The 25562-nt window shown below is 67.6% G+C and carries 22 protein-coding genes; 7 read left to right on the forward strand and 15 right to left on the reverse strand.

All coding sequences use genetic code 11. From position 1 onward, the window contains the following. Positions 1–151: 151 nt before the first annotated feature. A complete protein-coding gene (locus ACSC1R_RS03650; RefSeq protein ID WP_439027714.1) occupies positions 152–1426 on the reverse strand; it encodes a TiaS agmantine-binding domain-containing protein in 1275 nt (424 codons plus the stop codon). 173 nt (positions 1427–1599) lie between these two features. Here ACSC1R_RS03650 and ACSC1R_RS03655 point away from each other — a divergent pair, with 173 nt between their 5' ends. Beyond that, positions 1600–2604, forward strand: a complete 1005-nt coding sequence (locus tag ACSC1R_RS03655) for a transcriptional regulator (RefSeq protein WP_439027715.1) — start codon at positions 1600–1602, stop codon at positions 2602–2604. Between the two features lie 134 nt (positions 2605–2738). Here ACSC1R_RS03655 and ACSC1R_RS03660 read toward each other — a convergent pair whose 3' ends face one another. Next, positions 2739–2993 (reverse strand): glutathione S-transferase N-terminal domain-containing protein, encoded by a 255-nt coding sequence (locus ACSC1R_RS03660; RefSeq protein ID WP_439027716.1) that lies wholly within the window; start codon positions 2991–2993, stop codon positions 2739–2741. A 119-nt stretch (positions 2994–3112) separates the two neighbouring features. Here ACSC1R_RS03660 and ACSC1R_RS03665 point away from each other — a divergent pair, with 119 nt between their 5' ends. Beyond that, entirely contained in the window at positions 3113–5527 is a 2415-nt protein-coding gene (locus ACSC1R_RS03665; protein ID WP_439027717.1) for a DUF2298 domain-containing protein, read from the forward strand. Here the strand turns inward: ACSC1R_RS03665 and ACSC1R_RS03670 are convergent. Further along, a complete protein-coding gene (locus tag ACSC1R_RS03670) occupies positions 5491–6936 on the reverse strand; it encodes an NCS2 family permease (protein WP_439027718.1) in 1446 nt (481 codons plus the stop codon). The genes ACSC1R_RS03665 and ACSC1R_RS03670 overlap by 37 nt on opposite strands. A 348-nt stretch (positions 6937–7284) precedes the next feature. On the opposite strand from ACSC1R_RS03670, the gene ACSC1R_RS03675 reads away from it, so the two are divergent. After that, entirely contained in the window at positions 7285–9204 is a 1920-nt protein-coding gene (locus tag ACSC1R_RS03675; RefSeq protein WP_439027719.1) for a DEAD/DEAH box helicase, read from the forward strand. 41 nt (positions 9205–9245) lie between these two features. Here the strand turns inward: ACSC1R_RS03675 and ACSC1R_RS03680 are convergent, their stop codons facing one another. The 6 genes from ACSC1R_RS03680 to ACSC1R_RS03705 all read right to left on the reverse strand — a co-directional run bounded on the left by ACSC1R_RS03680 (position 9246) and on the right by ACSC1R_RS03705 (position 15265). Continuing rightward, positions 9246–9962 carry a phosphoribosyltransferase family protein gene (locus ACSC1R_RS03680; protein WP_439027720.1) on the reverse strand — a complete coding sequence of 239 codons (717 nt, stop codon included), beginning with the start codon at positions 9960–9962 and terminating at the stop codon, positions 9246–9248. 78 nt (positions 9963–10040) lie between these two features. After that, a complete protein-coding gene (thrS, locus tag ACSC1R_RS03685; protein ID WP_439027721.1) occupies positions 10041–11975 on the reverse strand; it encodes a threonine--tRNA ligase in 1935 nt (644 codons plus the stop codon). Between the two features lie 323 nt (positions 11976–12298). After that, a complete protein-coding gene (locus tag ACSC1R_RS03690; RefSeq protein WP_439027722.1) occupies positions 12299–12796 on the reverse strand; it encodes a CARDB domain-containing protein in 498 nt (165 codons plus the stop codon). Between the two features lie 3 nt (positions 12797–12799). Beyond that, positions 12800–14497: a b(o/a)3-type cytochrome-c oxidase subunit 1 gene (locus tag ACSC1R_RS03695; RefSeq protein ID WP_439027723.1), complete on the reverse strand. Its 1698-nt coding sequence runs from the start codon at positions 14495–14497 to the stop codon at positions 12800–12802. Continuing rightward, positions 14494–15051 carry a cytochrome c oxidase subunit II gene (locus tag ACSC1R_RS03700; RefSeq protein WP_439027724.1) on the reverse strand — a complete coding sequence of 186 codons (558 nt, stop codon included), beginning with the start codon at positions 15049–15051 and terminating at the stop codon, positions 14494–14496. Before ACSC1R_RS03700 ends, ACSC1R_RS03695 begins: the two co-directional genes overlap by 4 nt. A gap of 4 nt (positions 15052–15055) precedes the next feature. After that, the gene (locus tag ACSC1R_RS03705) at positions 15056–15265 is read right to left on the reverse strand and encodes a hypothetical protein (protein ID WP_439027725.1); all 210 of its coding nucleotides are present in this window, start codon (positions 15263–15265) and stop codon (positions 15056–15058) included. 176 nt (positions 15266–15441) lie between these two features. Between ACSC1R_RS03705 and ACSC1R_RS03710 the strand changes: the two genes are divergently transcribed. Genes ACSC1R_RS03710 through ACSC1R_RS03725 form a run of 4 tightly spaced genes read left to right on the forward strand, consistent with a single transcriptional unit; the run spans position 15442 to position 19385 of the window. Then, positions 15442–15639 carry a hypothetical protein gene (locus ACSC1R_RS03710; protein WP_439027726.1) on the forward strand — a complete coding sequence of 66 codons (198 nt, stop codon included), beginning with the start codon at positions 15442–15444 and terminating at the stop codon, positions 15637–15639. Between the two features lie 4 nt (positions 15640–15643). Next, positions 15644–16177, forward strand: a complete 534-nt coding sequence (locus ACSC1R_RS03715; protein WP_439027727.1) for a TlpA family protein disulfide reductase — start codon at positions 15644–15646, stop codon at positions 16175–16177. A 19-nt stretch (positions 16178–16196) separates the two neighbouring features. Beyond that, a complete protein-coding gene (locus ACSC1R_RS03720) occupies positions 16197–16961 on the forward strand; it encodes a sulfite exporter TauE/SafE family protein (protein WP_439027728.1) in 765 nt (254 codons plus the stop codon). Positions 16962–16973: 12 nt separating this feature from the next. Beyond that, positions 16974–19385, forward strand: a complete 2412-nt coding sequence (locus ACSC1R_RS03725) for a heavy metal translocating P-type ATPase (RefSeq protein ID WP_439027729.1) — start codon at positions 16974–16976, stop codon at positions 19383–19385. A 91-nt stretch (positions 19386–19476) separates the two neighbouring features. Here ACSC1R_RS03725 and ACSC1R_RS03730 read toward each other — a convergent pair whose 3' ends face one another. The 6 genes from ACSC1R_RS03730 to ACSC1R_RS03755 form a co-directional block, all read right to left on the reverse strand. After that, positions 19477–19728, reverse strand: coding sequence for a hypothetical protein (locus tag ACSC1R_RS03730; RefSeq protein ID WP_439027730.1), 252 nt, complete (start codon positions 19726–19728; stop codon positions 19477–19479). A gap of 156 nt (positions 19729–19884) precedes the next feature. After that, positions 19885–20418 carry an orotate phosphoribosyltransferase gene (gene pyrE / locus ACSC1R_RS03735; RefSeq protein WP_439027731.1) on the reverse strand — a complete coding sequence of 178 codons (534 nt, stop codon included), beginning with the start codon at positions 20416–20418 and terminating at the stop codon, positions 19885–19887. A 236-nt stretch (positions 20419–20654) separates the two neighbouring features. Continuing rightward, a complete protein-coding gene (locus ACSC1R_RS03740) occupies positions 20655–21200 on the reverse strand; it encodes a CDP-2,3-bis-(O-geranylgeranyl)-sn-glycerol synthase (RefSeq protein ID WP_439027732.1) in 546 nt (181 codons plus the stop codon). 25 nt (positions 21201–21225) lie between these two features. Further along, positions 21226–21948: a maleate cis-trans isomerase family protein gene (locus ACSC1R_RS03745; protein ID WP_439027733.1), complete on the reverse strand. Its 723-nt coding sequence runs from the start codon at positions 21946–21948 to the stop codon at positions 21226–21228. A gap of 2 nt (positions 21949–21950) precedes the next feature. Beyond that, a complete protein-coding gene (locus ACSC1R_RS03750) occupies positions 21951–23549 on the reverse strand; it encodes a hydantoinase B/oxoprolinase family protein (protein ID WP_439027734.1) in 1599 nt (532 codons plus the stop codon). Continuing rightward, a complete protein-coding gene (locus ACSC1R_RS03755) occupies positions 23546–25561 on the reverse strand; it encodes a hydantoinase/oxoprolinase family protein (protein WP_439027735.1) in 2016 nt (671 codons plus the stop codon). The genes ACSC1R_RS03750 and ACSC1R_RS03755 overlap by 4 nt, the downstream gene beginning before the upstream one ends. Position 25562: the final 1 nt, after the last annotated feature.

Consider the following 25562-nt stretch of genomic DNA (forward strand, 5'->3'; position numbering starts at 1 on the left):
GTCGCGCGAGGGACGACCGGAGCGGAACGCAGTGAAGCGGAGGGAGTCGGCTGGGGAGGGTGTGGTGCGGTCATGGACGCTAGCGAGAGTCGACTAAGTCGACCCAGCCACAACTCCCGAAACACTACCAGAAACAACCGAAACCTTCGACTCACCGCTCAGGATACGTTTTGGCATCGAACCCACCCCGAACCAGCGGTTTCGCGACGTGCCGGCGAGCACACGGCGGGACCTCGTACCACCCCTCCGCAAGCTCGCGCTCGACCGAAACCTCGACCTTCCCTGGCGCATCGGTCCCGCAGTCCCGACAGCGATAGCCCTGGTTCCGGCCCGCGGACTTCATCGTGTTCCCGCAGCCGTCACAGACCGGCGTCTCGTAGCCAGTCCGATTCAGCTCGCGAACCGCGAACTTCTCCAGTTTCAGGGTTCCACCAGTGACCTCGCCACAGACGGTGAGTTCGTCTCCCTCCCGGAGATTGCGAACCCGGTCGCGGAATCGCTTCGTGGGCTCGAAGGCGGTGCACTGGATGGACTCCTCGCCCGCCGAATCCGCGAACTCGAAGAAGACGTGCCCGCCGCGTCTGGTCTCCGGTTCCGACGCCACGACACCAGAGACGCGATAGGCCCGGTCTTCCTGGAGCGACCCGAGTTCGCCAGGGGCGAGATGGGCGTCGGTGCCCTGGTTCGTCTGGAACGTCGCCGCGTCGAACACCGGCTCGGAGTCAATCGCTCCTACAAGTGCCCGGCAGGCGTCGGGGTCGTCGCCACGAATCCCGTGCAGGATGGGACACGGCGTGTGGGGTACGCAGACCGCTTCGCCCTCGGTTCGGTCGACGGTGTCCCAGGCGCGGGGGTAGTACTCGTCGGCGGCCGCAAACAGCGAGTCGTAGTCGATGTCGCGCTCGGTCCCCCATCGCCCGGGCTCGCGGTAGCTGATGTGCTCGGTCGTCCAGTCGCCGAAGGCGGCCCAGGCACCGACGGCGGCGAGTGCCCCGACCAGCCCTTGCGAGTTCTTCCAGCCAGCGCGGGCGTAGTCGAACTCGTCGGCCAGTTCCTCGGCCCGTTCGACGGAGAGAATCTCGCGGAGGGCGTCGCGGGCGAACTCGGCGACCGCGTCGGGCACCTCGTCTGGAGACCCAGAAGCGACCACGAGGCCGGGGTTGGTCATCGGGTCGTCCGTCTCGGCCGCCCCATCCAGCTCCTCGCAAGCGAGCGCGAGGGCCGTCTCCGGGTCGGCGTCGGTGTGGATTGCGAGGGCCGCGTTCCCGCGGGTCTTGAACTCGACCGCGGGGTTGAGGCGGACCAGAAGCAGGCGCTCGACCGTCGCGCCCGAATCCCGCAGGGTCGTAGCGACCCGGTTCGCGACGTAGGTCGTACACATCCCGCGCGTGCGAGAGTCCGTGTCGTCCAGCCCGATGACCGTCATCGTGTGCGAAAAGTAACGCGGTGGCTATCGAGGTTTCGACTCGGTGGCACCGTGGTGGCGTGTCGACCTGTTCGTTCACTATCCAAAATCGCGCGAAATCGCCCGACTCACCCCGCCTGCGAAGCCCGCGAGCGTCACAACACATATATGCGAGAAACAACTTACGTGTCCGTATGTCTCGGGATGCACTGGTCGAGAACCTCACCGCCATGCTGCAGGATGCAGGGTTCCGCGTGAGCGACCGGTGCGTCATCCGTCCGAAGAGCTTCGACCTGGCAGCCCGCCGGGGCGAGGAACTCGTCCTCGTCAAGATCCTCTCGAACATCGACGCCTTCGACGCGGCGACCGGCGCGGAGATGCGACGACTCGGGTCGTACCTGGACGCGACGCCCCTGGTCATCGGTCTCAGAACGCGCGACGAGGACCTCAAGCCGGACGTTGTGTACTTCCGCCACGGCGTCCCCGTCATGGCACCCAACACCGCGATGGACCTGTTCGTCGAGCGGGTGCCACCGCTCATCTACGCGGCACCCGGCGGCCTGTACGTCAACATCGACGGCGAGTTACTCGCCGACGAGCGCGAACAGCAGAACATGAGTCTGGGACAGCTCGCCAACGAACTCGGTGTCTCCCGGCGCACCGTCTCGAAGTACGAGGACGGCATGAACGCCTCCGTCGAGGTGGCGATGCGCCTCGAGGAGATGTTCGACGCACCCCTGACCGCCCCGGTCGACGTGATGGACGGGGCCGACGAGGTCCGCGACGCCGAACCGACGCCGGACGACCCCGAAGCCGACCCCGACGACGAACCCATCGTGACCGTGATGACCCGCGTCGGCTACGACGTCCACCCGACACTTCGCTCCCCGTTCAAGGCCGTCAGCGAGGACAACGATGCCGAGGGCGAGGGGCCGGTCACCCACCGCGAGGTCCGAGAACACACGCTGCTCACCGGCCACTCGGAGTTCACGAAGGCCGCCGAGAAGCGCGCCCGTATCATGAGCTCCATCGGGTCGGTCACCCGGACCCGGTCGGTGTACTTTGTCGACCGGTCGAAGCGCGAGTCGGTCCACGGAACCGCCATCATCGAGCGCGAGGAGGTCGAGGCGATGCGTGACGCCGACGACCTGCGCGACCTCATCCGCGAACGGACCGACCTCGAAGAGGAGCCGGCCTGAGTCGGCACGGTCGGTCCGATTCTGGCACGAGTGTGTCACACCGCAGAGCACCAGCGCCGTGTTTTCGTCCCTCACTGCTCACCCGGGAGGCTGGCGCACCGGCGGGACCACGAAGAATAGCGTTCTGAAACCGCCTACGCCTCTGCGCCGTACGTCTTCTCCAGGTAGGCGACGATGTCGTCCGACTCCGGCATCCCGTCGACGCCGTGCTCTCTGTCGACGAGGACCGGGACGCCGGTCTGTCCGCTGATCTCTTTTACCTCCGTCCGCTCGGAGTGCGAGCGCGGGACCTCGTGGGAGACGTACTCCAGGTCGAGTTCGTCGAGTTTGCTGATAACTTTCGCACAGTACGGGCAGCCCGGCAGTTCGTACAGTTCGAGCTTCGTCATGGCTGCCCGGTTCTACGGTGGCTCATATAAAGAGGTCGGCGGTCGTGTGTGCCCCCCACGCCAGACCACACAACACAAGACACTTACGGACGTTTATCTGATATATCAGTGAAGTGCTGGTGAGCCCCCTCGTGGTGTGGCTCATCGTGCTCGCCCTGCTGGCGATCGTCGGGACACCCCTGGCGGCCGCTGCCCTCCCTCGAAGTCCCGACCGTGGCGTCGCCTTCGCCCTCCCCCTCTCCCTCGTCGTGCTGGCCGCGGTCACCTACTGGGTCGGACAGGTCAGCTTCGGGACTCATACGGTCGTCGGGGCCGTGGTGGTCCTCGCCAGCCTGAGCGCCCTCGCGAGCCGAGTCGCACCAACCGTCCCCCGTCGTCCCGCCCTCGAAACAGCCGTGGTGTTCGGCGTCTCGTTCGCCGCCATGCTCGCCCTCCGGCTGGTCGACCCCGCGGCCATCCCACAGGGCGGCGAGAAGTTCCTCGACTACGGCCTCCTGCAGTCGATGCTCCGCGCGGACCGCCTCCCGCCGGAGGACGTCTGGTTCGCCGGGGAGCGACTGCGCTACTACTACGGCGGCCACCTCGTCGCGGGCATCCTCGCGAAGCTGTCCGGCGTCGAGGCCCGCTACGCGTACAACCTCGCGCTCCCGACGTTCTTCGCCTGCATCGCGACCGGTGCCTACGGTCTCGCTGGAACCATCGCCGACGCTCGAGGTCGGTCCCCACGGGGGGCTGGCATCGCCGCCGCCGTCGTCGTCGCGTTCGGGAACAACCTCGCTCCCGTCGTCCGAATCCTGCTTGGCTACCTGCCGGACTCGCTCGTCGAGCAGTACGGCCGGGCCGCCGTCGCGGGCATCCGCGCCCCGACCCAGGAGGCCCTCGACGGCGTCATCGGTAGCGCGAACTGGGGCTACTGGAACACCCGGTACGTGCTCGACGGGACGCTCGTCGTCTCACCGTCGTGGGAGTACGTCAACGGCGACCTCCACGCCCACATGATGGCACCGCCGTTCCTCCTGCTCGTCGGGGCACTCTGTTTCGCGTGGTATCGTGCGCCCGCGTCGGACCCACGGCGCTGGCTCCGGCTGGCGGCGACGGTCCCCGTCGTCGGCCTCCTCGCGCTGACGAACCTCTGGAGCGTCCCGACCGCCTGCGGTCTCGTCGCCCTCACCGTGGCGTGTTCGGACGCGCATCCACTGGCGGGGCTTCGACCGCACTCGCTGGTGCGACTGGCCACGACCCCGGTCGCGGGTGTGACGACCCGGTCACTCGGTGGAATCGTCGCCGGGTCACGGCTTCTCCGGGAGCTCACCCGCCACGCCGTCGCGGGACTGGCCGCCGTCGCCGTCGGTCTGGGCGGCGCACTCACCGTCGCGCCGTTCCTGCTCGACCACACCCCGGTGAGCCGCGGCGTCGGGTTCTTGCCACCCCGGAGCGGCCTCGTTCCGTACCTCATCGCCTGGGGCGTGTTCGTCGTCCCGTTCGCGGTCGCGCTGCTGCCGCAGACCCGGTCGTGGGCGGGCGCGTCTCGCCGCCGGTCCGTCGTCCTCGCGCTCGCTCTCGTGGTCTCCCTCGCAGCCGTCGCCGTCGACTTCGCGGCGCTGGCGGTCCTCGGCCCGCTGCTGCTCGCGGGCTGGGTCGTTTCGCGGACGCGCGGCGACTTCGCCGCCGTGCTCGTCCTCGCCGGTGCGGGGCTGTTGCTAATCGTCGAACTCGCCTACGCCCGGGTCTGGCCCGTCGGCGGCCACGTGCGCTGGAACACGGTGTACAAGGTATCCATGCAAGTGTGGGTGCTGTGGGGCGTGGGGCTCGGCGTCGTCTTCGGCCGCTGGCACGACCGACTCCACGAGTCGTTGCGTGCCATCGGGCAGGGCCGGGACCTGCCGAGTACCCCCTCGAAGACCGTCCTGACCAGTCTCTTGCTCGTCGTGGTGCTGGGCTCGACCCTGGCGTTCCCGGCGCTCGTCGCCCAGGGCCAGCTCGAACCGGCCGTCTCGAACCCCCAGGCGGCCGACCTCTCGCTCGACGCGACGAAGTTCGTCGAGCAGTGGCACGCGAACGAGTCCGGGGCCATCGACTGGCTGAACGAGCGCGAGGGGACGCCGACCATCCTCACACAGGCCGGCGACGAGACGTACCAGTGGCACTCGGCACCCGCAGCCCTGACCGGCCTCCCGGCCGTCGTCGGGTGGGAGCACGAAGCCGGCTACCGTGGCGTCGAGGCGTACGAGAAGCGGGTGAACGACACCGCGGCGATGTACACCGGGAACTGGTCCGAGTCTGCCCGCCTGCTCGCGAAATACGACGTGCGGTACATCTACGTCGGCCCCGACGAACGGGCGCGGTACGACCGGCCGTCCATCTCGCATCCGGACCGTCGACTGGTTGACTTCGCGGAGAAACCGGGTATCACGGTGGCCCATCAGAGCGGGACCGTGACTATCTACGAAGTTGACGAAACCGCGTTATGTACCCCAGAAAACGGTAGTTGCTCGAATCAGGCGAGGACGCCGCCGGTCCGGACGACGAAGTAGACGAGGAACGCCCCGGCGAGGACCCACTGTCCAGCCGAGATGTCGTCGAACTCGCCCGCCGCCGCCTTCACGATGGGGTAGCTGAGGATGCCCGCCGCGATACCGTACGCGATGGAGTACGTGAACGGCATGACCATGATGGTCAGGCCGGCCGGCACCGCGTGGGTGATGTCGTCCCAGCGAATCTCCACGACGTTGCGCATCATCAGGACCGCGATGACCACCAGCGCCAGGTGCGAGGCGTACTGCGGGATTGCCGCAGCGAGCGGGACGAACACGAGCGAGACGAGGAACAGGAGGGCGACGACGAGTGCCGTCATGCCGGTGCGACCGCCCTCTTCGACGCCCGTCGCGGACTCGATGTACGTCGTGACCGTCGACGTGCCGAGGATGCCGCCCGCGGTCGTGCCGACCGCGTCGGCCATCAGGGGCTTGTCGATGTCGGGGAGTTCGCCGTCCTCGTCGAGGAAGTCACCCGCCTGCCCGACGCCGACGAGCGTGCCGGCGGTGTCGAAGAAGTCCACGAAGAAGAACGTGAACACGACGAGCGCGAAGGTGAACGCCTCGACCTGGGCGAAGCCGCTGAGGAACGCGCCGACCAGCGGCGTGATGTCGTACGTTGCCGCGGGGAGCGCGGACGCGACGAACTCGCCCTCCTTGATGAACTCGCCCGAGAGTGCGCCCGGCGCGTACCCGAGGAACGAGAGGACGAAGCCGACGAGCGTGGTCGCGACGATGCCGACGATGATGGAGCCCTTCACGCCACGGGCGTACAGCCCCATGGTGAGGAAGAGACCCAGCACCGAGACGATGGCGACCGGGTTCTGTGCGAGCGACCCGAGCGTGATCATCGTCGCCTCGTCGGCAGCGACGACGCCCATCGCCTGCAGCCCGATGATGCCGAGGAACAGGCCGATACCCGTCCCGACTGCGAACTTCACCGGCTCGGGGATGAGCCCGATGACGAACTCACGCGCGCCGACCGCCGTGAGCACGATGAAGATGACACCTTCCGTGAACACCGCGGCGAGTGCGGTCTGCCACGGGATTCCCAGGGTGAGCACGACGGTGAACGCGAAGAACGCGTTCAGGCCGAGCCCGGGCGCTTGCGCGAACGGTCTGTTCGCGTAGAACGCCATGACCGTCGTGGCGACGACGCTCGCCAGGATGGTGACGACCGCCAGCATCTGGATGACCTGTCCCTGGGAGTAGCCCTGAATCTGCACCGCGTTGCTCATGATGGCGGGGTTGACGGCGACGATGTAGCTCATCGTCAGGAACGTCGTGATACCCGCGACAATCTCTGTTTTCAGGTTCGTCCCGTGCTCCTCGAAGCCGAAGTAGTCGGCGAACCAGCTGTCCCCACCCGTGGACGTGGTCTGGTTTGCCGTGCTTTCACTGGAACCCATGATGCACGTACGGCCAACCACAGAATTTACAAATTAAAGCCTTACGGAAATTCAGCCACACAATAACCACGTTCTTGCATATTTTCACGGTTGTACTCTCCGAAAGCCGACAGAGAGTGACGGTCAGGCCTGCTTTGTAAGTCATGCTCCGAACGTCACGGACAGGTCGAGACCGAGTTCGACGAACCCCATACCTATCACTTCGCCACGAAGAAGTGGCCACCCGAACCTCCCCGTCTCCTTCCACCAGACGAACTGTATCGACCGTCGCTCACCCGGGCGGGACGAGACGTTTCAATCCACAATCACTACGCCAATTTTTATACCGGGACGCACAACGTCATGGCAATGGACGTCGCGGACCTGCCCCTCGCCGACCGATTCGTCGACCACTTCCACGCGAAGGGGGTCGAGGAACTCTACCCGCCACAGGTCGCGGCGGTCGAAGCGGGCGTCTGCGAGGGCGGCCGGGTCGTCGCCGCGGTCCCGACCGCCTCCGGGAAGACCTTCGTCGCCCAGCTCGCGATGCTTACCAGTGACGGCCCCGCGCTGTACGTCGTCCCACTCCGGGCACTCGCGACCGAGAAGTACGACGAGTTCTGCGAACTGCCGGACGTCTCGGTCGGTATCTCGACGGGCGATTTCGACGCGACCGACGAGGACCTCGCCGACCACGACATCGTCGTCGCCACCTCGGAGAAGGTCGACTCCGCGATTCGAAACGGGGCGTCGTGGGTCGAAGCTATCGACTGTGCCGTCGTCGACGAGATACACCTGCTCGACGCCGACGGGCGCGGCCCGACCCTCGAAGTCACCATCGCCAAACTCCGCCGTCTCACCCCCGACATCCAGCTCGTCGGGCTCTCGGCGACGGTCGGGAACGCAGAGGAGATTGCCGACTGGCTCGACGCCGAACTGGTCCACTCGACCTGGCGACCCGTCGACCTGAAGACCGGGGTGTACGCCGACGAGACCATCTCCTTCGACGACGGCGAGCAGCGCGACGTGGACACCGACGGCGACCCGGCCGCCGTGGCACTGGCCCGGGACGCCGTCGAAGCCGGCGGCCAGTGTCTCGTGTTCGTCTCCTCGCGGCGGGCCGCCCAGGGCCTCGCGACCGACCTCGTGGACGAGTGGTTCGACTCCGCCCCCGAGGTCGCCGAGGAGTTGCGGGTCAGCGCCGCGACCGACACCGGGATGGAACTCGCCCGGTGTGCCGCCAACGCGGTCGCGTTCCACCACGCTGGCCTCTCGGCCGAGCACCGCCGACTGGTCGAGACCGCGTTCCGCGACCGCGAGTTGAAGGTCATCGTCGCCACCCCCACGCTCGCCGCGGGCGTGAACGTGCCCGCCCGCCGGGTCGTCGTCCGCGACCACGAACGCTACGACGGGACCGGGATGGAGCCCCTGCCCGTCCTCGAAGTGCACCAGATGTTCGGCCGGGCGGGTCGCCCCCACCTCGACCCCTACGGCGAGGCGATGCTCGTGGCCCGCGACGGCGAGGCCGACACGCTCCGGGAGCGCTACATCGGCGCAGACCCCGAACGCGTCACCTCGAAACTGAACAGCGAGCGGGCCCTGCGAACCCACGTCCTCTCGACGGTCGCCTCGGGCTTTGCGGACTCCCGCGAGGCAGTCCTCGAACTGCTGGACGAGACCTTCTACGGGCACCAGCGCCCCGGCAGCGACCTCGAAGCAGTCGTCGACGACGTGCTCGAGTACCTCGAGAGTGCAGGCATGCTCGACCGCACCGACGGCCTCCGGGCGACGAAGCTGGGGAGTCTGGTCTCGCGCGTGTACGTCGACCCCGTCACCGGGGCTTCGGTCATCGACGCCCTCGGCCGGGCGGCCGACAATCCCCGACTCACCCCGCTCACCGTGCTCGAGTTGGTCTGTGACACCACGGACATGCCCGAACTCTACACGCGAAACGACGAAGCAGGCCGCCTCACCGACGAGGCGATGCGCCGCGAGTCCGAGTTGACGAAGTCCGTGATGGACTTCGACGGGGACTTCCAGGCGTGGCTGGACGTGTTCAAGACCGCGAAGATGCTCGCCGACTGGTCCGAGGGCGCAGACGCCGACACGGTCGCAGAACGCTACGGGGTCGGTCCGGGCGACGTGCGTCGCATCGGCGAACGTGCCGCCTGGCTCCTGACGGCGACCGAGTCGCTGGCCGAGTACATCGCTGACGAAGGGACCGACGTGACGCGGGTCGCCCGGGTCATCCGGGAGACGCGCGAGTCGCTGGTCGAGCGTGACGTGTAAACGCGACCGCGACAGCCGATACGACGGCAGTCAGCCCAGAATCAGGGTTCGACGTCGACCAGCGCGCCCACGGGCGCGTCGGTCCGGTCTGCGGCCCGCTCTTTGCCCTCGTCGCCGACCGCGATGAGCGCGAACACGCCCGCCACGTCGGCACCCGCGTCGGCCACGATGTCGAGCAGGAGTTCCTGGGTCTCGCCCGACCGGATGAGGTCGTCGACGACGAGCACGGAGTCGCCCGCGTCGAGCGCCGACGCCGGCAGGTAGTAGGTGAGTTCGATGCCGGACTGGAGGCGCTGGCGGGCCTCGATGAACTCCTCGACCGCGGTCTCTTTGGACTTCTTCGCGTACACGCAGTCCGCGCCGAAGTAACTCGCCATCGAGGCGGCGAGCGTGATGCCGTCGGTCGCGGCCGTCAGCACCGCATCGGGGCGGTCGAAGGCGAAGGCGTCGGCGGCGACCGGCGCGACGAGGTCGAGGAAGGCCTGATCGAAGACGGCGGCGCTATTGTCGATGTAGCCCTCGTCGTCGACCCGGATGCGTGCGCCCAGTTCCGCGGCGAGTTCGTCGCGACCGACCCCTTCGACGACCTCCCGGGCCCGGTCGGCACTCGGGAGGACGTGCCCGTTCACGTAGCGGTTCAGGTCGCCTGCCGGTAGCCCCGTCAGTTCCGCGAGTTCGTCGTACGTCCGCGTCTCCTTCAACATCTGGAGGACGTCGACGGCGCGCAACTGGAGGGCCGCCTTCTCGGCTCGGTTCATACCCACTATGCACGACTACACAATCATGAATACATCGAATCGGTCGAATCAGAAAGTGGGCACGACCGTGGAGTCGTCCTAGCTCAGGAAGTTCGGCTCGACGTGCTTCTGGTCGCGCTCGGCACGGAGGTGTTCGAGGAACTCGTCGGTGTCGACGTCGTACTCCTGGCGCTCCTTGCGGTCACGCACGGAGAGGTTGCCCGCTTCCTCCTCGTTGTCGCCGACGATGATCATGTACGGCACGCGGTCGTTGTGCGCGCCGCGGATCTTGCGCTCGATGGTCGCGTCGCGGTCGTTGACCTCGACACGGAACTCCGAGAACTTCTCTTTGACCTCGTAGGCGTACTCGAGGTTGTCGTCCGAGATGGGCAGGATGCGGACCTGCTCGGGGGCGAGCCAGAACGGGAACTTGCCCGCGAAGTGCTCGATGAGCACCATGAAGAAGCGCTCGTAGGAGCCATAGAGGGCACGGTGAATCATCACCGGGCGCTCGTGCTCGTTCTCCTTGCTGACGTAGGAGAGGTCGAAGCGCTCGGGCATGTTGAAGTCGAGCTGGACCGTCGGTCCGTCCCACTTCCGCCCGAGGGCGTCCGTGAACGCGAAGTCGATCTTCGGCCCGTAGAACGCACCGTCGCCCTCTTCGAGGTCGTAGTCCATGCCGCGCTTTTCCAGCACTGCGGTGAGTTGCTCCTCGGCCTGCTCCCAGATCTCGTCACTGCCGACGGACTTCTCGGGACGGGTCGCGAGCGCGACCTCGAACTCCAGCCCGAAGGTGTCGAGAATCTGCATGATGATGTCCATGATGGCCTCGACCTCGACTTCGATCTGGTCGGGGCGAGCGAACAGGTGGCCGTCGTCGATGGTGAACGCCCAGACGCGCGAGAGGCCGGAGAGTTCCCCGCGCTGTTCCTTGCGGTAGACCTTCCCGTTCTCGGCGTAGCGGATGGGTAGTTCGCGGTAGCTCCAGGAGTGGTCCTGGTAGATGGCGGCGTGGCCCGGGCAGTTCATCGGCTTCAGGCCGTACTCGTCGTCACCCACGTCGAACAGGAACATGTCGTCGTGGTAGTTCTCGTAGTGGCCCGACTGCTTCCAGAGGTCCGTCTTGAACACGTGCGGGGTCTCGACGTACTCGTAGCCCGCGTCGAGGTTCATCTCCTCGATGAATCGCTCCAGTTCGCGCAGGATGGTCTTCCCGTTGGGATGATAGAGCGGCAGGCCCGGACCCGTCACGTCCTGGATGGAAAAGAGGTTCATCTCGTTGCCGATCTTGCGGTGGTCGCGTCGCTCGGCTTCCTCCTTTCGCTCCAGGAACTGCTCGAGGTGGGACTCCTTCTCGAAGGCCGTCCCGTAGACGCGGGTCTGCATCTCGTTCTCCTCGTCGCCGCGCCAGTACGCGCCGGCGATCTCCAGTAGTTCGATGCAGCCGATCTCACCGGTCGAGGCGACGTGGGGCCCGGCACAGAGGTCCTCGAACTCGCCCTGGCTGTAGAAGGTGATCTCTTTGCCCTCGTCGTGGAGTTCCTCCAGCAGTTCCAGCTTGTAGGGCTGGTCGGCGAGGCGCTCTCTGGCGTCCTCGTAGCTCACGACCTCGCGCTCGATGTCGAGGTCCGCGTCGACGATGTCGCGCATCTGCTCTTTCAGACCCGGGAGGTCGTCGGAGTCGATGTCGACGTCGTCGAAGTCGTAGTAGAACCCCTCGTCGGTCGGCGGCCCGATGGCCAGTTTGGCGTCGGGGTACTCACGGAGCACGGCCTGGGCGAGGACGTGGGCTGCGGAGTGACGCATGACCTCGAGGTACTCGTCGGACTGGTCGGTGACGATCTCTATCTTCGCGCCGTCGTGGACCGTCGCTTCCTTGGCGACGAGGTCGCCGTCTATCTTTCCGGCGACCGTGTCCTTCCCGAGACCGGGGCCGATCTCGTACGCGACGTCCTCGACGCTCGCTCCTTTCGAGACCGCGAGCTCCGAACCGTCTGGTAGTACTACCGCTATCTGTTGTTCTGATTTCGACATGGGTGACGTTCCTCTGGCTGGTCAGTGTCTGCCAACGCGAGAACCGGTAGGTGAAGTTGTGATTTAGCGGGTACAAACCCGACCTGTAAAGCAGACACCTACCATCGTACTTTTCCATACCCGGTGTTGCGAGAAAAGAGTTGCGTTTCGTGCGATTAGAAACATGCGTGAGAATGTGTTGCACAGTAGAGAGGGGCCGCGAGGGCGAAATCCAGCCCAGACACTGTCAGAAAACGTTCAGTTTTGCGGGTGTTACATCGGGTGTGTCTGACTGCCGATGACGGCGGGAAAATCGGGAACTACGACCGACGGATGCAGTGACGCTACCGCTCGCTTACGGGAGCGAGGGGTGCCGAGTGGTGGTTGGTGATGGTGGCACTCCCCGAGGAGACGACGGTGGTGGCGTTCACCGAGTCGACCTGTGCGTCCCCGGCGACGGTCCACGACGCCGAGACGGTCGTCGTCTCGCCACGAGCCAGTTCACCGGAGGTCGCGTTCGTGGTGAGTCGCGTCCCGTCCGCCAGCGTCACCGCGTCCAGCCGGAACTCGTAGGCGTCGTTCCCGGTGTTTCGGACCGTCACCTCCACCACGAGCCGGCGCTCACCGTCGACCGTCTCGAAATGTGCGTCCGTGAGTCGCTCCGTCTGCTCGGTTGCTGGAACCACTTCGTCGCCTATACCGACCGGTTCCCGGTGGTCGCCCGGCTGTTCCCCGCCGAAGAGCTGGTTCGATACCAGCCCGAAGAACGTCGCACCCTCGATTATCAGCGGGATGCCGATACCGACGACAATGAGCAGTCGGATGATGGTCCGACGCTCCATGAGTCAGGGTGACACCGGCGGCATCCCGGGCGAGAGCGCCCCGTCCGCGAGCAGGTCGGCGACGGGGATACCGTACGCGATGAGGATGAGCACGATGGCGAGCGCAGTCCACAGCCTGAAGTTGTCGATGATGCGCGGGCTGTCACCGGGGCCGGACAGTGGCTCCGGGATGAACCCGTCGACGGCGACCGTGCTCTTCTCCCTGTCTGCGTTCCACGTCCCGGCGAACACGAGCAGGAACATGCCGAGCGAGACGAACAGGAAAACCGCTCCGATCGCGATCTGGAGTTGCATCTCCTGGACGGTCCCGAACGGCGTCTCGAAGGCGACACCCGTGACGCGACCCCACTCCGGCTCGGCGGTGCGGCGCGGGAGGCTCGCGAGGCCGGCCCGGTGCATGGCGTTCGACATGAGCGTCATGCCGAGGAACCAGACGAACGGCTGGGCCACCGCGACACCACGGAACTGCAGGCGCTTGCCCGTGACCTGCGGCCACAGCCAGTAGGTGATGGCCATGAACGTCAGGGCCGCGGCGGTGCCGACGGTGAGGTGGAAGTGGCCGGGCACCCACAGCGTGTTGTGGATGAGGTAGTTGATGTTCATCCCGGCGTTTATCATCCCGGAGAAGCCACCGGCGGCGAACATCAGGCCCGCGAGCGCACAACCCGCGAACGCCGGGTTGTCCCACGGCAGCGCGCGGAGCCAGCCGAAGCGGCCCTCGCCACCGCGTTGTCTCGCCCCGTGTTCCATGCTGGCGACGACGGTGAACGCCGTCAACAGACTCGGGAGCAACAGGAACATGGTGTTCGTCATCGCGACGAACTTGAACCCGCTCGGGATGCCGGGGTCCATGTACTGGTGGTGGAACCCGACCGGGGTCGAGAGGATGAGGAACAGGATGAAGACCACGCGTGCGAGCGGGTCGCTGAACAGCCGCCCACCCGAGAGCTTCGGCAGGATGGTGTACCAGACGAAGTACGCGGGCATCAGCCAGAAGTACACGACCGGGTGGCCGAAGTACCAGAACAGCGTCCGCGTCAGCAGCGGGTCGACGGTCTCGATGATGCCGAGGGACCACGGCAGCAGGAAGAACAGCACCTCGACGGCGACGCCGAACGTCGAGATGTACCACATCAGCATCGTCGTCAGCACCATGAACGTCTGGAGCGGAACGCGCTCTCCCGGGTTGTCCTGGCGCCAGACGTAGTAGGTGCGGAACCAGTCGAGGCCGGCGATCCACGTCCCGACGAGGAACGCGGCCAGCCCGAAGTAGAATATCGGATGCGCCTCCAGCGGTGCGTAGAAGGTGAACAGCACGTCGGCCTGGAAGGGAATCTCACCCGCGAAGCCGCCAAGGATGGCGACCGTCGCGAGCACCGTCCCGAGCGCCATCAACAGCACCCAGGCCCGAGTGATGTTCCGGTTCGGGATGGGCGTATCGAGGCTCCTCGTGACGCCCCAGGTGAACAGGCCACAGATGAAGAACGTCGTGAAGATGAGCGCGAGCAAGACACCGTGGCCCGTCAGGACGGTGTAGTAGCTCTGGGAGGGGATGACACGTAGCGCGCCGGTCCGGTGGAGCGCCTGGACCAGCCCCATCAGCCCCCCGATGCCGAGTGCCCCGAAGGCGATCCAGAGACAGACACGAGTGACTTTCGCCTCGAACGGGTAGTCGTCGACGAACTGGGTGTTCGTGCTCATGCTGGGACCCCCGTCATGGCGCTACTCGAATTGCCGTCGGTCCCGTTGTACGTGTACTGGTCCGACGGGACGGCGATGACCTTGCCCTCCATGTTGTGGTGGTTCGCCCCGCAGTACTCGTGGCAGACGATGCCGTACGTGTCGGCCTCGTCGAAACGGGTCTTGATGGTCGCGACCTGCCCGGGGATGACCATCGTGTTGATGTTCGTCCCCGCCAGCTCGAAGCCGTGGATGACGTCGCTGCTGGTGATGTGGAAGGTCACGTTCGCGTCGGTCGGCACCCGGATTGGCCGGGAGACGTCGGGCGTCCCCGGGTTGTAGCTGAACTGCCGGGCGACGATGTAGACGTGGTACTCGTTCGGCCCCGTCTTGACGACACCCGGGTCGGAGAACTCCGGGTGCTCGTCGAGGGCCTGTGGGTCGACCTGCCCGCCCCTGTCGTCGACCATCTCGACCCCGGCACCGATGGCACCGTAGGTGATGGTCGCGATGAAGCCGACGATGAGCAACAGTGCGACACCGAGCCAGAGTTTCTCGAACCTGTGGATGTGCATCGTTTCACCCGATCACCGTCGGCCCGTTCCCGAGGAACTCGACGAAGTACATGAAGCCCCACAGGACCACCAGAATCAGGAAGTACACCACGATGAGCGACGCCGTCCCGACCGGGTCGAACTCGTCGTGGCCGAGTTCTCTGACGATGTCGTCGTCTTCGACCACGCCACCCTCGTCGACCACCTCGGGTTCTGTCGACACGTCGGTGCTCATCTCGACACCCCGTCTGCGGCACACCTGCCATGAGCGTGCGCGTGAACCGTACTGCTACTCGTACTACGCATAGACAGGCAGGCTGTTGTGGGCCAACCACACTATAACAGGGGGTGAATTCTCATGGAACGGGAACAGGCGGTAGGCCAAAGAAGGAGGACCGAGTACCCCGGCCTATGGACATGGACCGAACGCAACTCGTCGCAGCCATCGGGTTGCTCGCGCTGATTCCAGCGGTGCTGTACGTGGCGCTGAAAGAGCCGTGGCCAGCCATCCTCACACTGCTGAACGTCCTCCTCATCTCCGCCGGACTCTACTACATGCTGTCGCCGACGGAGACCGGGCACGAGGACGACCACGCCGCGAGCCACTGAGCGAATGCGACGCCGAACGTTCCTCGGTGGCGTCGCCGGAGTCACGGGGCTCGGCGTCGGGGCGACCGCGTGGGCCGCCACCGGGAACGGACCGGGGACCCTCGCGTCGACTACCGTCCAGACCCTCGACGCGCGGGGGAGCGAGTCGGGCACTGTGACGGTCCCGGCACCCGACCGCCCGGTCGTGCTCGACCTGTTCGCGACGGTGTGTGGCCCGTGTAAGCCACAGACCAGGGCGGTCGCGCGGGCTCGCGACCGGGTCGGCGACGCCGCCGACTTCGTCTCGGTCACGGGCGAACCCATCGGCGAGACAGGCGTCTCTCCCAACGCCCTCCGCGAGTGGTGGCGCGACGCCGACGGCGACTGGACGCTCGCACACGACCGGGAGGCGAGACTCGTCCACGCGCTGGACGCTCGCCAGATTCCCTTCCTCGCGGTCGTCACGCCCGACGGTCGCGTCACCTACCGGGAGACCGCACGGCCGAGCATCGTGCCAGCAGACCGTATCGTCGCACAGGTCGAGCAGGTGACCGAATGACGGGTGTGTGCGAGTGACGATGACCCCTGACCCGGTCGGCCTCGGCGTCTTCCTCGTCGTGGGCCTGCTCGCCGGCGCGCACTGCCTCGGGATGTGCGGCCCGCTCGTCACGCTGTACGCCGACCGGATGGGGGCCGACCGCGAGCGCGTCTCCTTCCGGGACGTGCGCCAGCACCTCCTGTTCAACCTCGGCCGGAGCCTGAGCTACGCCGCCATCGGCGCGTCGATGGGTCTGCTCGGGATGGTCGTCTTCGACGCGGCCGCGGTGACCCCGCTGGCCGACGGCCTCCGGGCCGTGACGGGGCTCCTCGTCGGCGGATTCATCCTCGTGACCGGGGCGGGCTACCTGTTCCGCGGGCGCACGGTCGGCCACGGCGGCTCCCTCCCTGTCGTCGGCACCGCGTTCCAGCGCGTGTACGCTACCTTGACCGCCCGCGTCGATTCGTGGGTCCGCGGCCCGCGCATCGTGGGTCTCGGGGCAGTCCACGGGTTACTCCCGTGCCCCATCATCTACCCGGCGTACCTGTACGCGCTCGCGACCGGGTCGCCCGTCACCGGTGGTCTGTCGCTGGCCGTCCTCGGCCTCGGGACCGTTCCGACGCTGTTCGCCTACGGGACGCTCTTCCAGTCGGTCGACGCCCGGTGGCGCTCGCACCTGCACCGCGCGCTCGGGGCGGCGTTCCTCGTCCTCGGGTACATTCCGCTCGCACACGGCCTGATGCTCCTCGGCGTGGACGTGCCACACGTCCCGCTGCCGATGCCCGGGCCGAACATTCCATCGTAAGCAGCCGTTCCCATGAGTCAGCCCGATACACGGACGAAGCCGGTCGACGACGCGGACGACGAGTGCTCGCTCTGTGGCCTCCCGACGCCCGACCCGCCGGTGACGGCGGCCGACGTCGACGGCACCTTCTGCTGCCAGGGCTGCTGCGAGGTGTCGCGACAGCTGGGTGACGTGGCGGCCGTGGAGCGTCCAGACGACGTTCGGGACGCCTTCGGCGACGGCCCCGACGAAGCCGTCGAAGACGCCGAGACGACCTACCTCGCGGTCGACGGGATGCACTGTGCGACCTGCGAGGCGTTCCTCGAAGGGTCGGGCCGGCAGAACGCGGGAGTCGTCGACGTGGACGCCAGCTACGCCAGCGAACTCGTCCGGGTGCGCTACGACCCGCGGAAACGCTCGGAAGCCAGTCTCCCGGACCTGTTCACGACCGCGGGCTACCGCGCCCGACTGCTGGAAGAGGAAGCCGAAGACGATGGGACCGAACTCATGCGGCTGCTCGTCGGCGGCTTCTTCGGGATGATGACGATGCTGTGGTACGTCCTCTTCCTTTACCCCGCGTACCTCGGCGTGAACCCGGACGACCTTCTGTTGAACGTCGCCGGGTCCGCCGGCCAGTACCTGCTGGCGAACATCGCAGTGATGGCCGCGGTCGTCCTCGGTTACACCGGCTACCCTATCCTGCAGGGGGCGTACGTCAGCCTGCGGTCGGGCATCCCGAACATGGACCTGCTCGTCGCGCTGGCCGCGGTGAACGCCTTCGTCTACTCCCTCGCCGTGCTCCTCACCGGCGGAACCGAGGTGTACTTCGACATCACCGTGGTCGTCGTCATGGTCGTCTCCATCGGGAACTACTACGAGAAACGCATCAAACGCCGGGCGACCGACCGCCTCGGTGAACTCACCGAAGAACAGGTCAGTACGGCGAGAAAGCGACTACCCGATGGCGACACCGTCGAAGTCTCGGTCGCCGACCTGACCGGCGGCGAAGAGGTGCTGGTCAAACCCGGCGAGCGCGTGCCGGTCGACGGCACGGTGAGAGAGGGAGCGGCCGCGGTCGACGAGTCGCTGGTGACCGGCGAGTCCGTGCCGGAACGAATCGAAGCGGGCGACGAGGTGGTCGGCGGCGCGGTCGTCACCGACGCCCCGCTCGTGGTCGAAGTCGCCGAGGACGCCCAGAGCACCCTCGACCGCCTCGTCACGCTCATGTGGGACATCCAGACGGGCCGGACCGGCGTGCAGCGTCTCGCGGACCGCCTCGCCGCCGTATTCGTCCCGCTCGTCCTGGCCGTCGCCCTGGTCGCGGCCGGCTGGCAACTCGTCGCCGGCGCAGGCATCACGGCCGCACTCCTCACCGGCCTCGCGGTGCTGGTCGTCTCCTGTCCCTGCGCGCTCGGGCTGGCGACCCCGCTCGCGGTCGCCTCTGCCGTCGGCGCGGCCCTCGATGAGGGTATCGTCGTCGGTGATTCGAGTGTGTTCGAGACCGCGGCGGCGACCGACGTGGTCGCGTTCGACAAGACGGGGACCCTGACGACGGGGAAGATGCAGGTCCACGAGGTCGTGGGCGACGGTTCGACCGCCGAGGCGGCCCTCCTCGCCCGAGCAGGCGCAGTCGAAACCCTCTCCGAGCACCCTATCGGGGCTGCCATCGCCGAGGCCTCCCGGACCGGCGACGGGACGAATCCCACCGGGGCGACCGTCACCGACTTCGAGACCCACCCGGGCCGGGGGGTTTCCGCCGAAGTGGACGGCGAGCGCGTCGTCGTCGGCCACCCAGACCTGTTCGAGTTGCGTGACTGGCCCGTCTCCGCGGCGCTCCTCGCGCGAGCCGACGACGCCCGAGCGACGGGCCGCGTCCCCGTCGTCGTCGGCTGGAACGGCCGAGCACGAGGACTCGTGGTCGTCGGCGACGACGCCCGCGACGAGTGGACGTCGGTCGTGGCCGACCTCGCCGGCGGCGACCGCGAGGTCGCCGTCGTCACCGGCGACGACGAGCGCGCCGCCGAGCGATTCCGAGAGAACCCCGGTATCGACCACGTGTTCGCCGGGGTTCCACCGGAAGCCAAGGCCGAGATAGTCGAACGACTGCGAGAACGGGGGACCGTCTCGATGGTCGGCGACGGGAGCAACGACGCGCCCGCGCTGGCGACCGCCGACCTCGGCATCGCCATGGGCGGCGGGACCGCGCTCGCGGCCGACGCCGCCGACGTGGTGCTCACGGAGAACGACCTCGAAGCCGTCTCCCGGGTGTTCGAGCTGACACGGGCCGCGAAGCGACGGGTCCGCCAGAACCTCGGCTGGGCGCTGGCGTACAACGCCATCGCCATCCCAGTCGCCGCGACGGGCAACCTCAACCCTCTGGTTGCGGCGGTCGCGATGGCCGCGAGCAGCCTGCTCGTGGTGGCGAACTCCTCACGGTCACTGTAGAGGTCGAAGCAACGCGATAGAAACAGCGCCTGTCGTGAGCGCTATCGCTGTCGCTCGTGGGGAGTGAAGTACTCGGAGAAAGCGGGCCGGTTCAGGGACGGAACTCGACGTCGGGGCTCTCGCGCGGCTTCTTCCGCCCGAGGAACCACGCCGCACCGACGACCATCGACCCGAACAGGACCGAGACGGCGAACAGCGCGGTCAGTTCGATGCTAACCCCGGCGTCCGACAGCAGGAAGTACGCTCCTGCGGACACGAGGAGGCCGGCGATTAGCAGGAACAGGGCCTGAATCAGTTCCAATTTGATGCCGGGACCAGCGCTACGGCGTTCCTTGATGCTCATGACATCTAGAAGGAGGGCGGGAAAGAGGATAAAGAAGGACGGCGATTCCAAGGTGTTGAGAACGGCAGACGGCTCTGGGGTGAGGTCCAGCCACCGGCCAGCAACGAAACGAATCAGTTCGAGAGAACGAACGGTGATTCCCGTGGGAGACGACGGTCAGTTCTCGGCGTCGGCCAGCAACTCGCTCGCCGTCACGAGCGACTCCATCTCGACGCCAGCCTCCGCGAGGTTCTCGCGGCCACCCTCCTCACGGTCGACCACGATGAGCGCGCGGTTCACGACCGCACCCGCATCCCGGAGCGCCTCGACTGCGTCGACGGCGGACTGCCCGGTCGTCGCGATGTCCTCGACAACGATGACCTCCTCACCCTCTTCGAGGCGACCTTCGACGAGGTTCGCGGTGCCGTACTCCTTTTGCTTCTTCCGGGCGATGACGTAGGGACGCTTCGCCTTCAGCGCCGTCGCCGCGACCAGCGGGACGCCACCGAGGGCGACGCCCGCCAGCTTCGCGTCGGAGTCCGCGACGCGCTCTGCGAACGCCTCCGCGATGAGGTCGAGACAGGTCGGGTCGGTCTCGAACAGGTACTTGTCGACGTAGTACTCGCTGGTGCCGCCGTGGCTCAGTTCGAACTCGCCGAACTGGACCGCGTCGGCCGCCTTCAGGGCCGCGATGAGTTCCTCGGACGCCATTGCTCGTCAACGGGACGCGGGCGAGCATAAGCCCCGTGGATTCGAGCGGCAATCGAACGAGAATAGAGCGAGTATCGAGCGAGACTTGAAACGCGATGCCGGCACAGACCCGGCGTGGTCTGACCGCTACCGGGCGTCGTCTCGCGGTTGCACGGCACAACGACGCCCGCTGGAGCCGCCGGTGCCGTCTGTTCGCCCCTTCGCTAGCCAGACGGCTACCGACTACTGGCTGTCGCCTACCACGGCTCCTCTTTCAGGTGGAGCACGTACGCGATGCCGTTCGTGCTCAGGTGGAGCAAGGGCGTGATGACGAGGACGACTCCCAGCACCGGCAGCGTGAACACGTCCCCGAACCATGCCGGGTCGGCGATAGCGGTCAGCGCGAGCGCCCCGACCACGAAGTCGAGCTGGTCCAGGCCGGGGAACGAGGCCCCGCGCTCCCGGCCGGTCCGGCGCTTCAGGAACGAGGCGACGATGTCGCCGAGCATCGCACCGAACGAGAGCGTGAACGCGACGACGACCGGGAAGGTCGGGAGTGTCACGCCGACCACGTCGCTCACCGGGTCGGCGATAGTCGAGAGACCCAGCGCCAGGAGCATCCCGGCGAGCGTGCCACCGAAGGTCCCGCGCCAGCTCTTGCCGTCGCCGAGCAGCCGCCGACCCTTCCAGGTCCGACCGCCGTCGATAGGTGGCCCGCCACCGACCAGTACGGCGACGTTGTTCGGGACGTATGCGGGAAGCATCGCCCAGAAGGCGAGCACGACCGTCGCGACGATGTCCATACTCGGTCGAAAACAGCCCTCGGTCTTAACGTCCTGTGATTTGCCCGAGGTGACCGGGGACGCAGTCGGTCGGGGCCCCGGCGGCCCGGAGGGCGTCCCATAGCGTCGCGGTGTTGCTCGTGACGACCGGCACGTCGAGCGACGTCTCCAGGTCGGAGACGGCCGCGAACGTCCGGTAGTTGGTACACGAGACGAAGACCGCGTCGGCTGCGACCTCGTCACCGACCGCCTCGCGGACCTGCCGCGCCGCGTCGGTCGGCGTGAGCGCGCCGATCTCGGTGTTGGCCTCGATGCCACGGCCGTCGACACTCGTGACCGAGACGCCCTCGGCTTCGAGGAAGTCCACCTCGCGCTGGTTCAGGTCGTCGGTGTAGGGTGTGACGAGCGCGACCGACTCGGCGTCGAGCGCGTCGAGCGCCCGCTTCACCGACCGGGCGGTGGCGACCGCCGGCGCGTCGGTGCACGCCGAGAGGTCCTCCTCCAGTTGCGTGTCGAAGCCGGGGCCGTGCAGCAGGCTCCCGGTGGTGCAGGCGTACGCGACCACGTCGACCTCGGCGTGGGACAGTCGTTCCGCCGCGGCGACCGCGTCGTCGGCCATCGCATCGAGTTCTTCGACCGTGACGTTCTGGAGTGGCATCCGGGCCACGTGGAACGAGACGCCGCCGGGCAGGGTCGCCGCGAGCTCGCGTTCGACCGTCGTGTTCGACGACGGAACGACGAACCCGAGTTTCGTTGGCTGGTCCGACATGGTCACACCTTCTCGTCGGCCTCGTCCGCCTCGCGGGCCTTCTCGTCTCGGTCAGCCGGGTCGCCGTGGCCGCCGCCGCCGGGCGTCTTCACCGTGACGGTCGTCCCTGCCTCGATGTCTCGCGTGGTCTTTGCGGGCACCGACTCGCCGTCGATGTGGTTCTCACCGGTCGCACCGTCCTCACCGCCAGCGACGCCCTTCGGCGCGTGCCGGCGACGCTCCGTCAGGAGCGAGACGGTCGCGTCCTCCTCGACGGTCACCGAGCGGACGATGCCGAGGCCACCGCGGTGTTCGCCGTCGCCGCCGCTGCCGGAGCGCAGGCCGTACGCCTCGACACGGAGCGGGTACTCGGCTTCGAGGGCCTCGACCGGCGTGTTGAGCGTGTTCGTCATGCCGACGTGGACGCCGTCGGTCCCATCGCCGGTCGGCCGGCCACCGGCACCGCCGCCGATGGTCTCGTAGTAGCTGAAGCCGTTCGCGTCGCGGCTCCCGATGACGAGGTTGTTCATCGTGCCCTGACCCTGCGCCGGCACCCGGTCGGGTGCGGCCTCGGCGAAGGCGGCCAGCACCACGTCGGTGACGCGCTGGCTCGTCTCGACGTTCCCGCCGACGACCGCCGCCGGGGCGGTCGGGTTGAGCAGCGAGCCCTCCGGGGCCTCGACCGAAATCGGGTCGTAACAGCCCTGGTTCGGCGGGATGTCCGGGTCGGTCACGCAGCGGACGACGAAGTAGACCGCACTCGTGGCCACGGCCAGCGGCGCGTTCACGTTGCCGTCGACCTGGTCAGCAGTGCCCTCGAAGTCCACCGAGACGTCGGTCCCGTCGACCGTGACGGTCGCCTCGATGGGGATGTCCTCGTCGGTCTGGCCGTCGCCCTCCAGCACGTCGCGAGCGTGGTACTCGCCGTCCGGCAGGGCGTCGAGTTCGGCCGTGATGCGGTCGCGCGAGTAGTCCATCACGGCGTCGAAGGCCGCGACGATGCGCTCCTCGCCGTGTTCGTCGACGAGGTCGCGCAGGCGCGCCTCGGCCCGGTCGTTCGCGGCGAGCTGGGCGCGGATGTCGGCCTGGCGCTCGCCCGAATTGCGGACGTTCGCGAGCACCATGTCCATCACGTCGTCGTTGACCTCGCCGCCGATGGCGAGTCGGACGGGGGGCAGTCGCAGCCCCTCCTGGTAGATTTCGCGTGCGCCGGCGGGCATGCTGCCGGGGCTCATCCCACCCACGTCGGCGTGGTGGGCACGCGAAACCGCGTAGCCCAGAATCTCGTCGGAGTCGTCGTCGACCGTGATGGGCGAGACCATCGTCACGTCGGGCAGGTGCGTGCCACCCTGGAACGGGTCGTTGAGCACCCACACGTCGCCCGGTTCCGGGTCCTTCGCGATGACCGCGTCGACCGCGGCCGGCATCGCGCCGAGGTGGACCGGGATGTGCTCGGCCTGGGCGACGAGGCGGCCCTCGGCGTCGAACAGCGCCGTCGAGCAGTCGCGTCGCTCCTTGATGTTGGGGGAGTACGCGCCGGTGATGAGCACCTGGCCCATCTCCTCGGCGACACCCTCGAACTGGTTCCGGAGGATTTCGAGTGTGACGGCGTCGAGGCTCATTCGCCCTCACCTCCGTAGTTCATCACGAAGGTCCCATCCGGCTGCACCGCCCCGGACCACGCCGGCGGCACGACGACCGTGCTCTCGTCCTGTTCGAGGATAGCTGGTCCCTCGACGGTCTGACCGACGGGCAGGGACTCGCGGTCGTACACCGCGGTCTCGTGGAACCGCTCGCCGAAGAAGGCCTGACGGGTCCCCTTCTGCGGGTCGCTGCCAGCTTCGTAGCGCACGGAGACCTCCTCGCGCTCGGCGACGGCGGTCGCCCGCACGTTGACGAGTTCGACCGGTTCGTCCATCCGGTAGCCGTAGGTCGTCTCGTGGGCCTGGTGGAAGCGCTCGGCGACCGTCTCGGCGTCGAACGTCTCGTCGACGGGCACCGTGAGCTCGAAGCTCTGGCCGAGGTAGCGCAGGTCCGCGGCGCGTTCGACCGTCGCGTCGGCACCGTCTGCCACGTCGTCGAGCACCTGCTCGCCGAGTTCGTCGTAGGCCGTCTCGACGCGCTCGCGGTCGAGGTCGGCCAGCGGCTGGCGGAGCGTCCGCACCGCGTCGTGTTTCTCGTCGGCCGCGAGCAGCCCGTACGCCGAGAGGACCCCGCAGGCGCGCGGGACCACGACGGTCCCCACGTCGAGCCGTTCCGCGAGGTTCGCGGCGTGCATCGGGCCTGCGCCGCCGAAGGCGACCAGCCCGAACTCGCGCGGGTCGTGGCCGCGTTCGACCGTCACGGCGCGGATGGCACGGGTCATGTTCGCGTTCGCGACGCGGTAGACACCGCGGGCCGCATCGAGCGCGTCGGCCAGCCCGGCCGCGTCGGCCAGGTTCGCGAGGGCGTCCTCGGCGGCCGCCTCGTCGAGGGAGAGTTCGCCCCCGAGCGCGGAGGAGCCGCCGATGTATCCAAGGACGACGTTCGCGTCGGTGACCGTCGGGTCCGTCCCGCCACGGCCGTAGCAGGCCGGGCCGGGCTCGGCACCCGAGGACTTGGGGCCGACCCGGAGCGCGTTGCCCTCGTCGACCCAGGCGATGGAGCCGCCGCCGGCCCCGACAGTGTTTACGTCGACCATCGGGACCTTGATGGGGCGGCCGTTGATTTCGGCGTCGGTGGTTCGCTCGGCCTCGCCGTCGCGGACGAGGCTCACGTCGCTGGAGGTCCCGCCCATGTCGAAGGTGACGAGCCCGGAGAGGTCGTCTGCGGCGTCGCTGGCGGTGGCGGCCGCGCCGACGACACCGGCTGCCGGGCCGGACATCGAGGTCGTCACGGGCCGGTCGCGCACCGTCTTTGCCGCGGCGATGCCGCCGTTGGCCTGCATGATGCGCGGGGCCGGGACACCACGTTCCTCGGCGCGCTCTTCGAGGCGGCCGAGGTAGGCGTCGATGGCCGGTTTGACGTAGGCGTCGACCACCGTGGTCGAGGTTCGCTCGTACTCGCGGAACTCCGCGAGCACCTCGTGGCTGGCCGACACCGGCACGTCGAGTTCCTCGCGGAGTATCTCGGTAACACGGGCCTCGTTCTCCTCGTGCTGGTAGGCGTGCAGCAGCGAGACCGCGACGCTCTCGGCGTCGCTCTCTTCGATTCGGTCGGCGACCTCGCGGACAGCCGCCTCGTCGACGGGTTTCTCGACGCCGTCGATAGTGGTCCGCTCGGGCACCTCGAACCGGCGACGGCGCGGCACGAGCGGGGCCGGCCGCGTCTCGTCGAAGTCGTACAGGTCCGGCCGGTCCTGCCGGGCGATTTCGAGCACGTCCCGGAAGCCCTCGGTCGTGACGAGCGCGGTCTCCGCGCCGTCTTCCTCCAGCAGGGCGTTCACCGAGACGGTCATCGCGTGCGTGAAGGCGTCGACCTCGGCCGGGTCGATGTCGGCCTCGGCGCAGGCCTTCTCGATACCCTCGACGACGCCGACGCTCTGGTCGGCCGTGCTCGGCACCTTCGCGGTGACGAGGTCGTCGTCGGGCGTCAACAGGACCACGTCGGTGAACGTCCCGCCGACGTCGACACCGACGCGTGTGTTCCCGCTCAAC

This window comes from Haloarchaeobius ordinarius (genome assembly GCF_051801355.1).
Lineage (GTDB): Archaea > Halobacteriota > Halobacteria > Halobacteriales > Natrialbaceae > Haloarchaeobius.

Bases quoted from the DNA above. Each gene is read 5' to 3' on its own strand.
- ACSC1R_RS03655 (WP_439027715.1), top strand. From the start codon at position 1,600: ATGTCTCGGGATGCACTGGTCGAGAACCTCACCGCCATGCTGCAGGAT.
- ACSC1R_RS03740 (WP_439027732.1), bottom strand. From the start codon at position 21,200: ATGGACATCGTCGCGACGGTCGTGCTCGCCTTCTGGGCGATGCTTCCC.
- ACSC1R_RS03710 (WP_439027726.1), top strand. From the start codon at position 15,442: ATGGACATGGACCGAACGCAACTCGTCGCAGCCATCGGGTTGCTCGCG.
- ACSC1R_RS03750 (WP_439027734.1), bottom strand. From the start codon at position 23,549: ATGAGCCTCGACGCCGTCACACTCGAAATCCTCCGGAACCAGTTCGAG.
- ACSC1R_RS03715 (WP_439027727.1), top strand. From the start codon at position 15,644: ATGCGACGCCGAACGTTCCTCGGTGGCGTCGCCGGAGTCACGGGGCTC.
- ACSC1R_RS03650 (WP_439027714.1), bottom strand. From the start codon at position 1,426: ATGACGGTCATCGGGCTGGACGACACGGACTCTCGCACGCGCGGGATG.
- ACSC1R_RS03705 (WP_439027725.1), bottom strand. From the start codon at position 15,265: ATGAGCACCGACGTGTCGACAGAACCCGAGGTGGTCGACGAGGGTGGC.
- ACSC1R_RS03660 (WP_439027716.1), bottom strand. From the start codon at position 2,993: ATGACGAAGCTCGAACTGTACGAACTGCCGGGCTGCCCGTACTGTGCG.
- ACSC1R_RS03690 (WP_439027722.1), bottom strand. From the start codon at position 12,796: ATGGAGCGTCGGACCATCATCCGACTGCTCATTGTCGTCGGTATCGGC.
- ACSC1R_RS03720 (WP_439027728.1), top strand. From the start codon at position 16,197: ATGACCCCTGACCCGGTCGGCCTCGGCGTCTTCCTCGTCGTGGGCCTG.
- ACSC1R_RS03745 (WP_439027733.1), bottom strand. From the start codon at position 21,948: ATGTCGGACCAGCCAACGAAACTCGGGTTCGTCGTTCCGTCGTCGAAC.
- ACSC1R_RS03725 (WP_439027729.1), top strand. From the start codon at position 16,974: ATGAGTCAGCCCGATACACGGACGAAGCCGGTCGACGACGCGGACGAC.
- ACSC1R_RS03695 (WP_439027723.1), bottom strand. From the start codon at position 14,497: ATGAGCACGAACACCCAGTTCGTCGACGACTACCCGTTCGAGGCGAAA.
- ACSC1R_RS03680 (WP_439027720.1), bottom strand. From the start codon at position 9,962: ATGAACCGAGCCGAGAAGGCGGCCCTCCAGTTGCGCGCCGTCGACGTC.
- ACSC1R_RS03670 (WP_439027718.1), bottom strand. From the start codon at position 6,936: ATGGGTTCCAGTGAAAGCACGGCAAACCAGACCACGTCCACGGGTGGG.
- ACSC1R_RS03730 (WP_439027730.1), bottom strand. From the start codon at position 19,728: ATGAGCATCAAGGAACGCCGTAGCGCTGGTCCCGGCATCAAATTGGAA.
- ACSC1R_RS03675 (WP_439027719.1), top strand. From the start codon at position 7,285: ATGGACGTCGCGGACCTGCCCCTCGCCGACCGATTCGTCGACCACTTC.
- pyrE (WP_439027731.1), bottom strand. From the start codon at position 20,418: ATGGCGTCCGAGGAACTCATCGCGGCCCTGAAGGCGGCCGACGCGGTC.
- thrS (WP_439027721.1), bottom strand. From the start codon at position 11,975: ATGTCGAAATCAGAACAACAGATAGCGGTAGTACTACCAGACGGTTCG.
- ACSC1R_RS03700 (WP_439027724.1), bottom strand. From the start codon at position 15,051: ATGCACATCCACAGGTTCGAGAAACTCTGGCTCGGTGTCGCACTGTTG.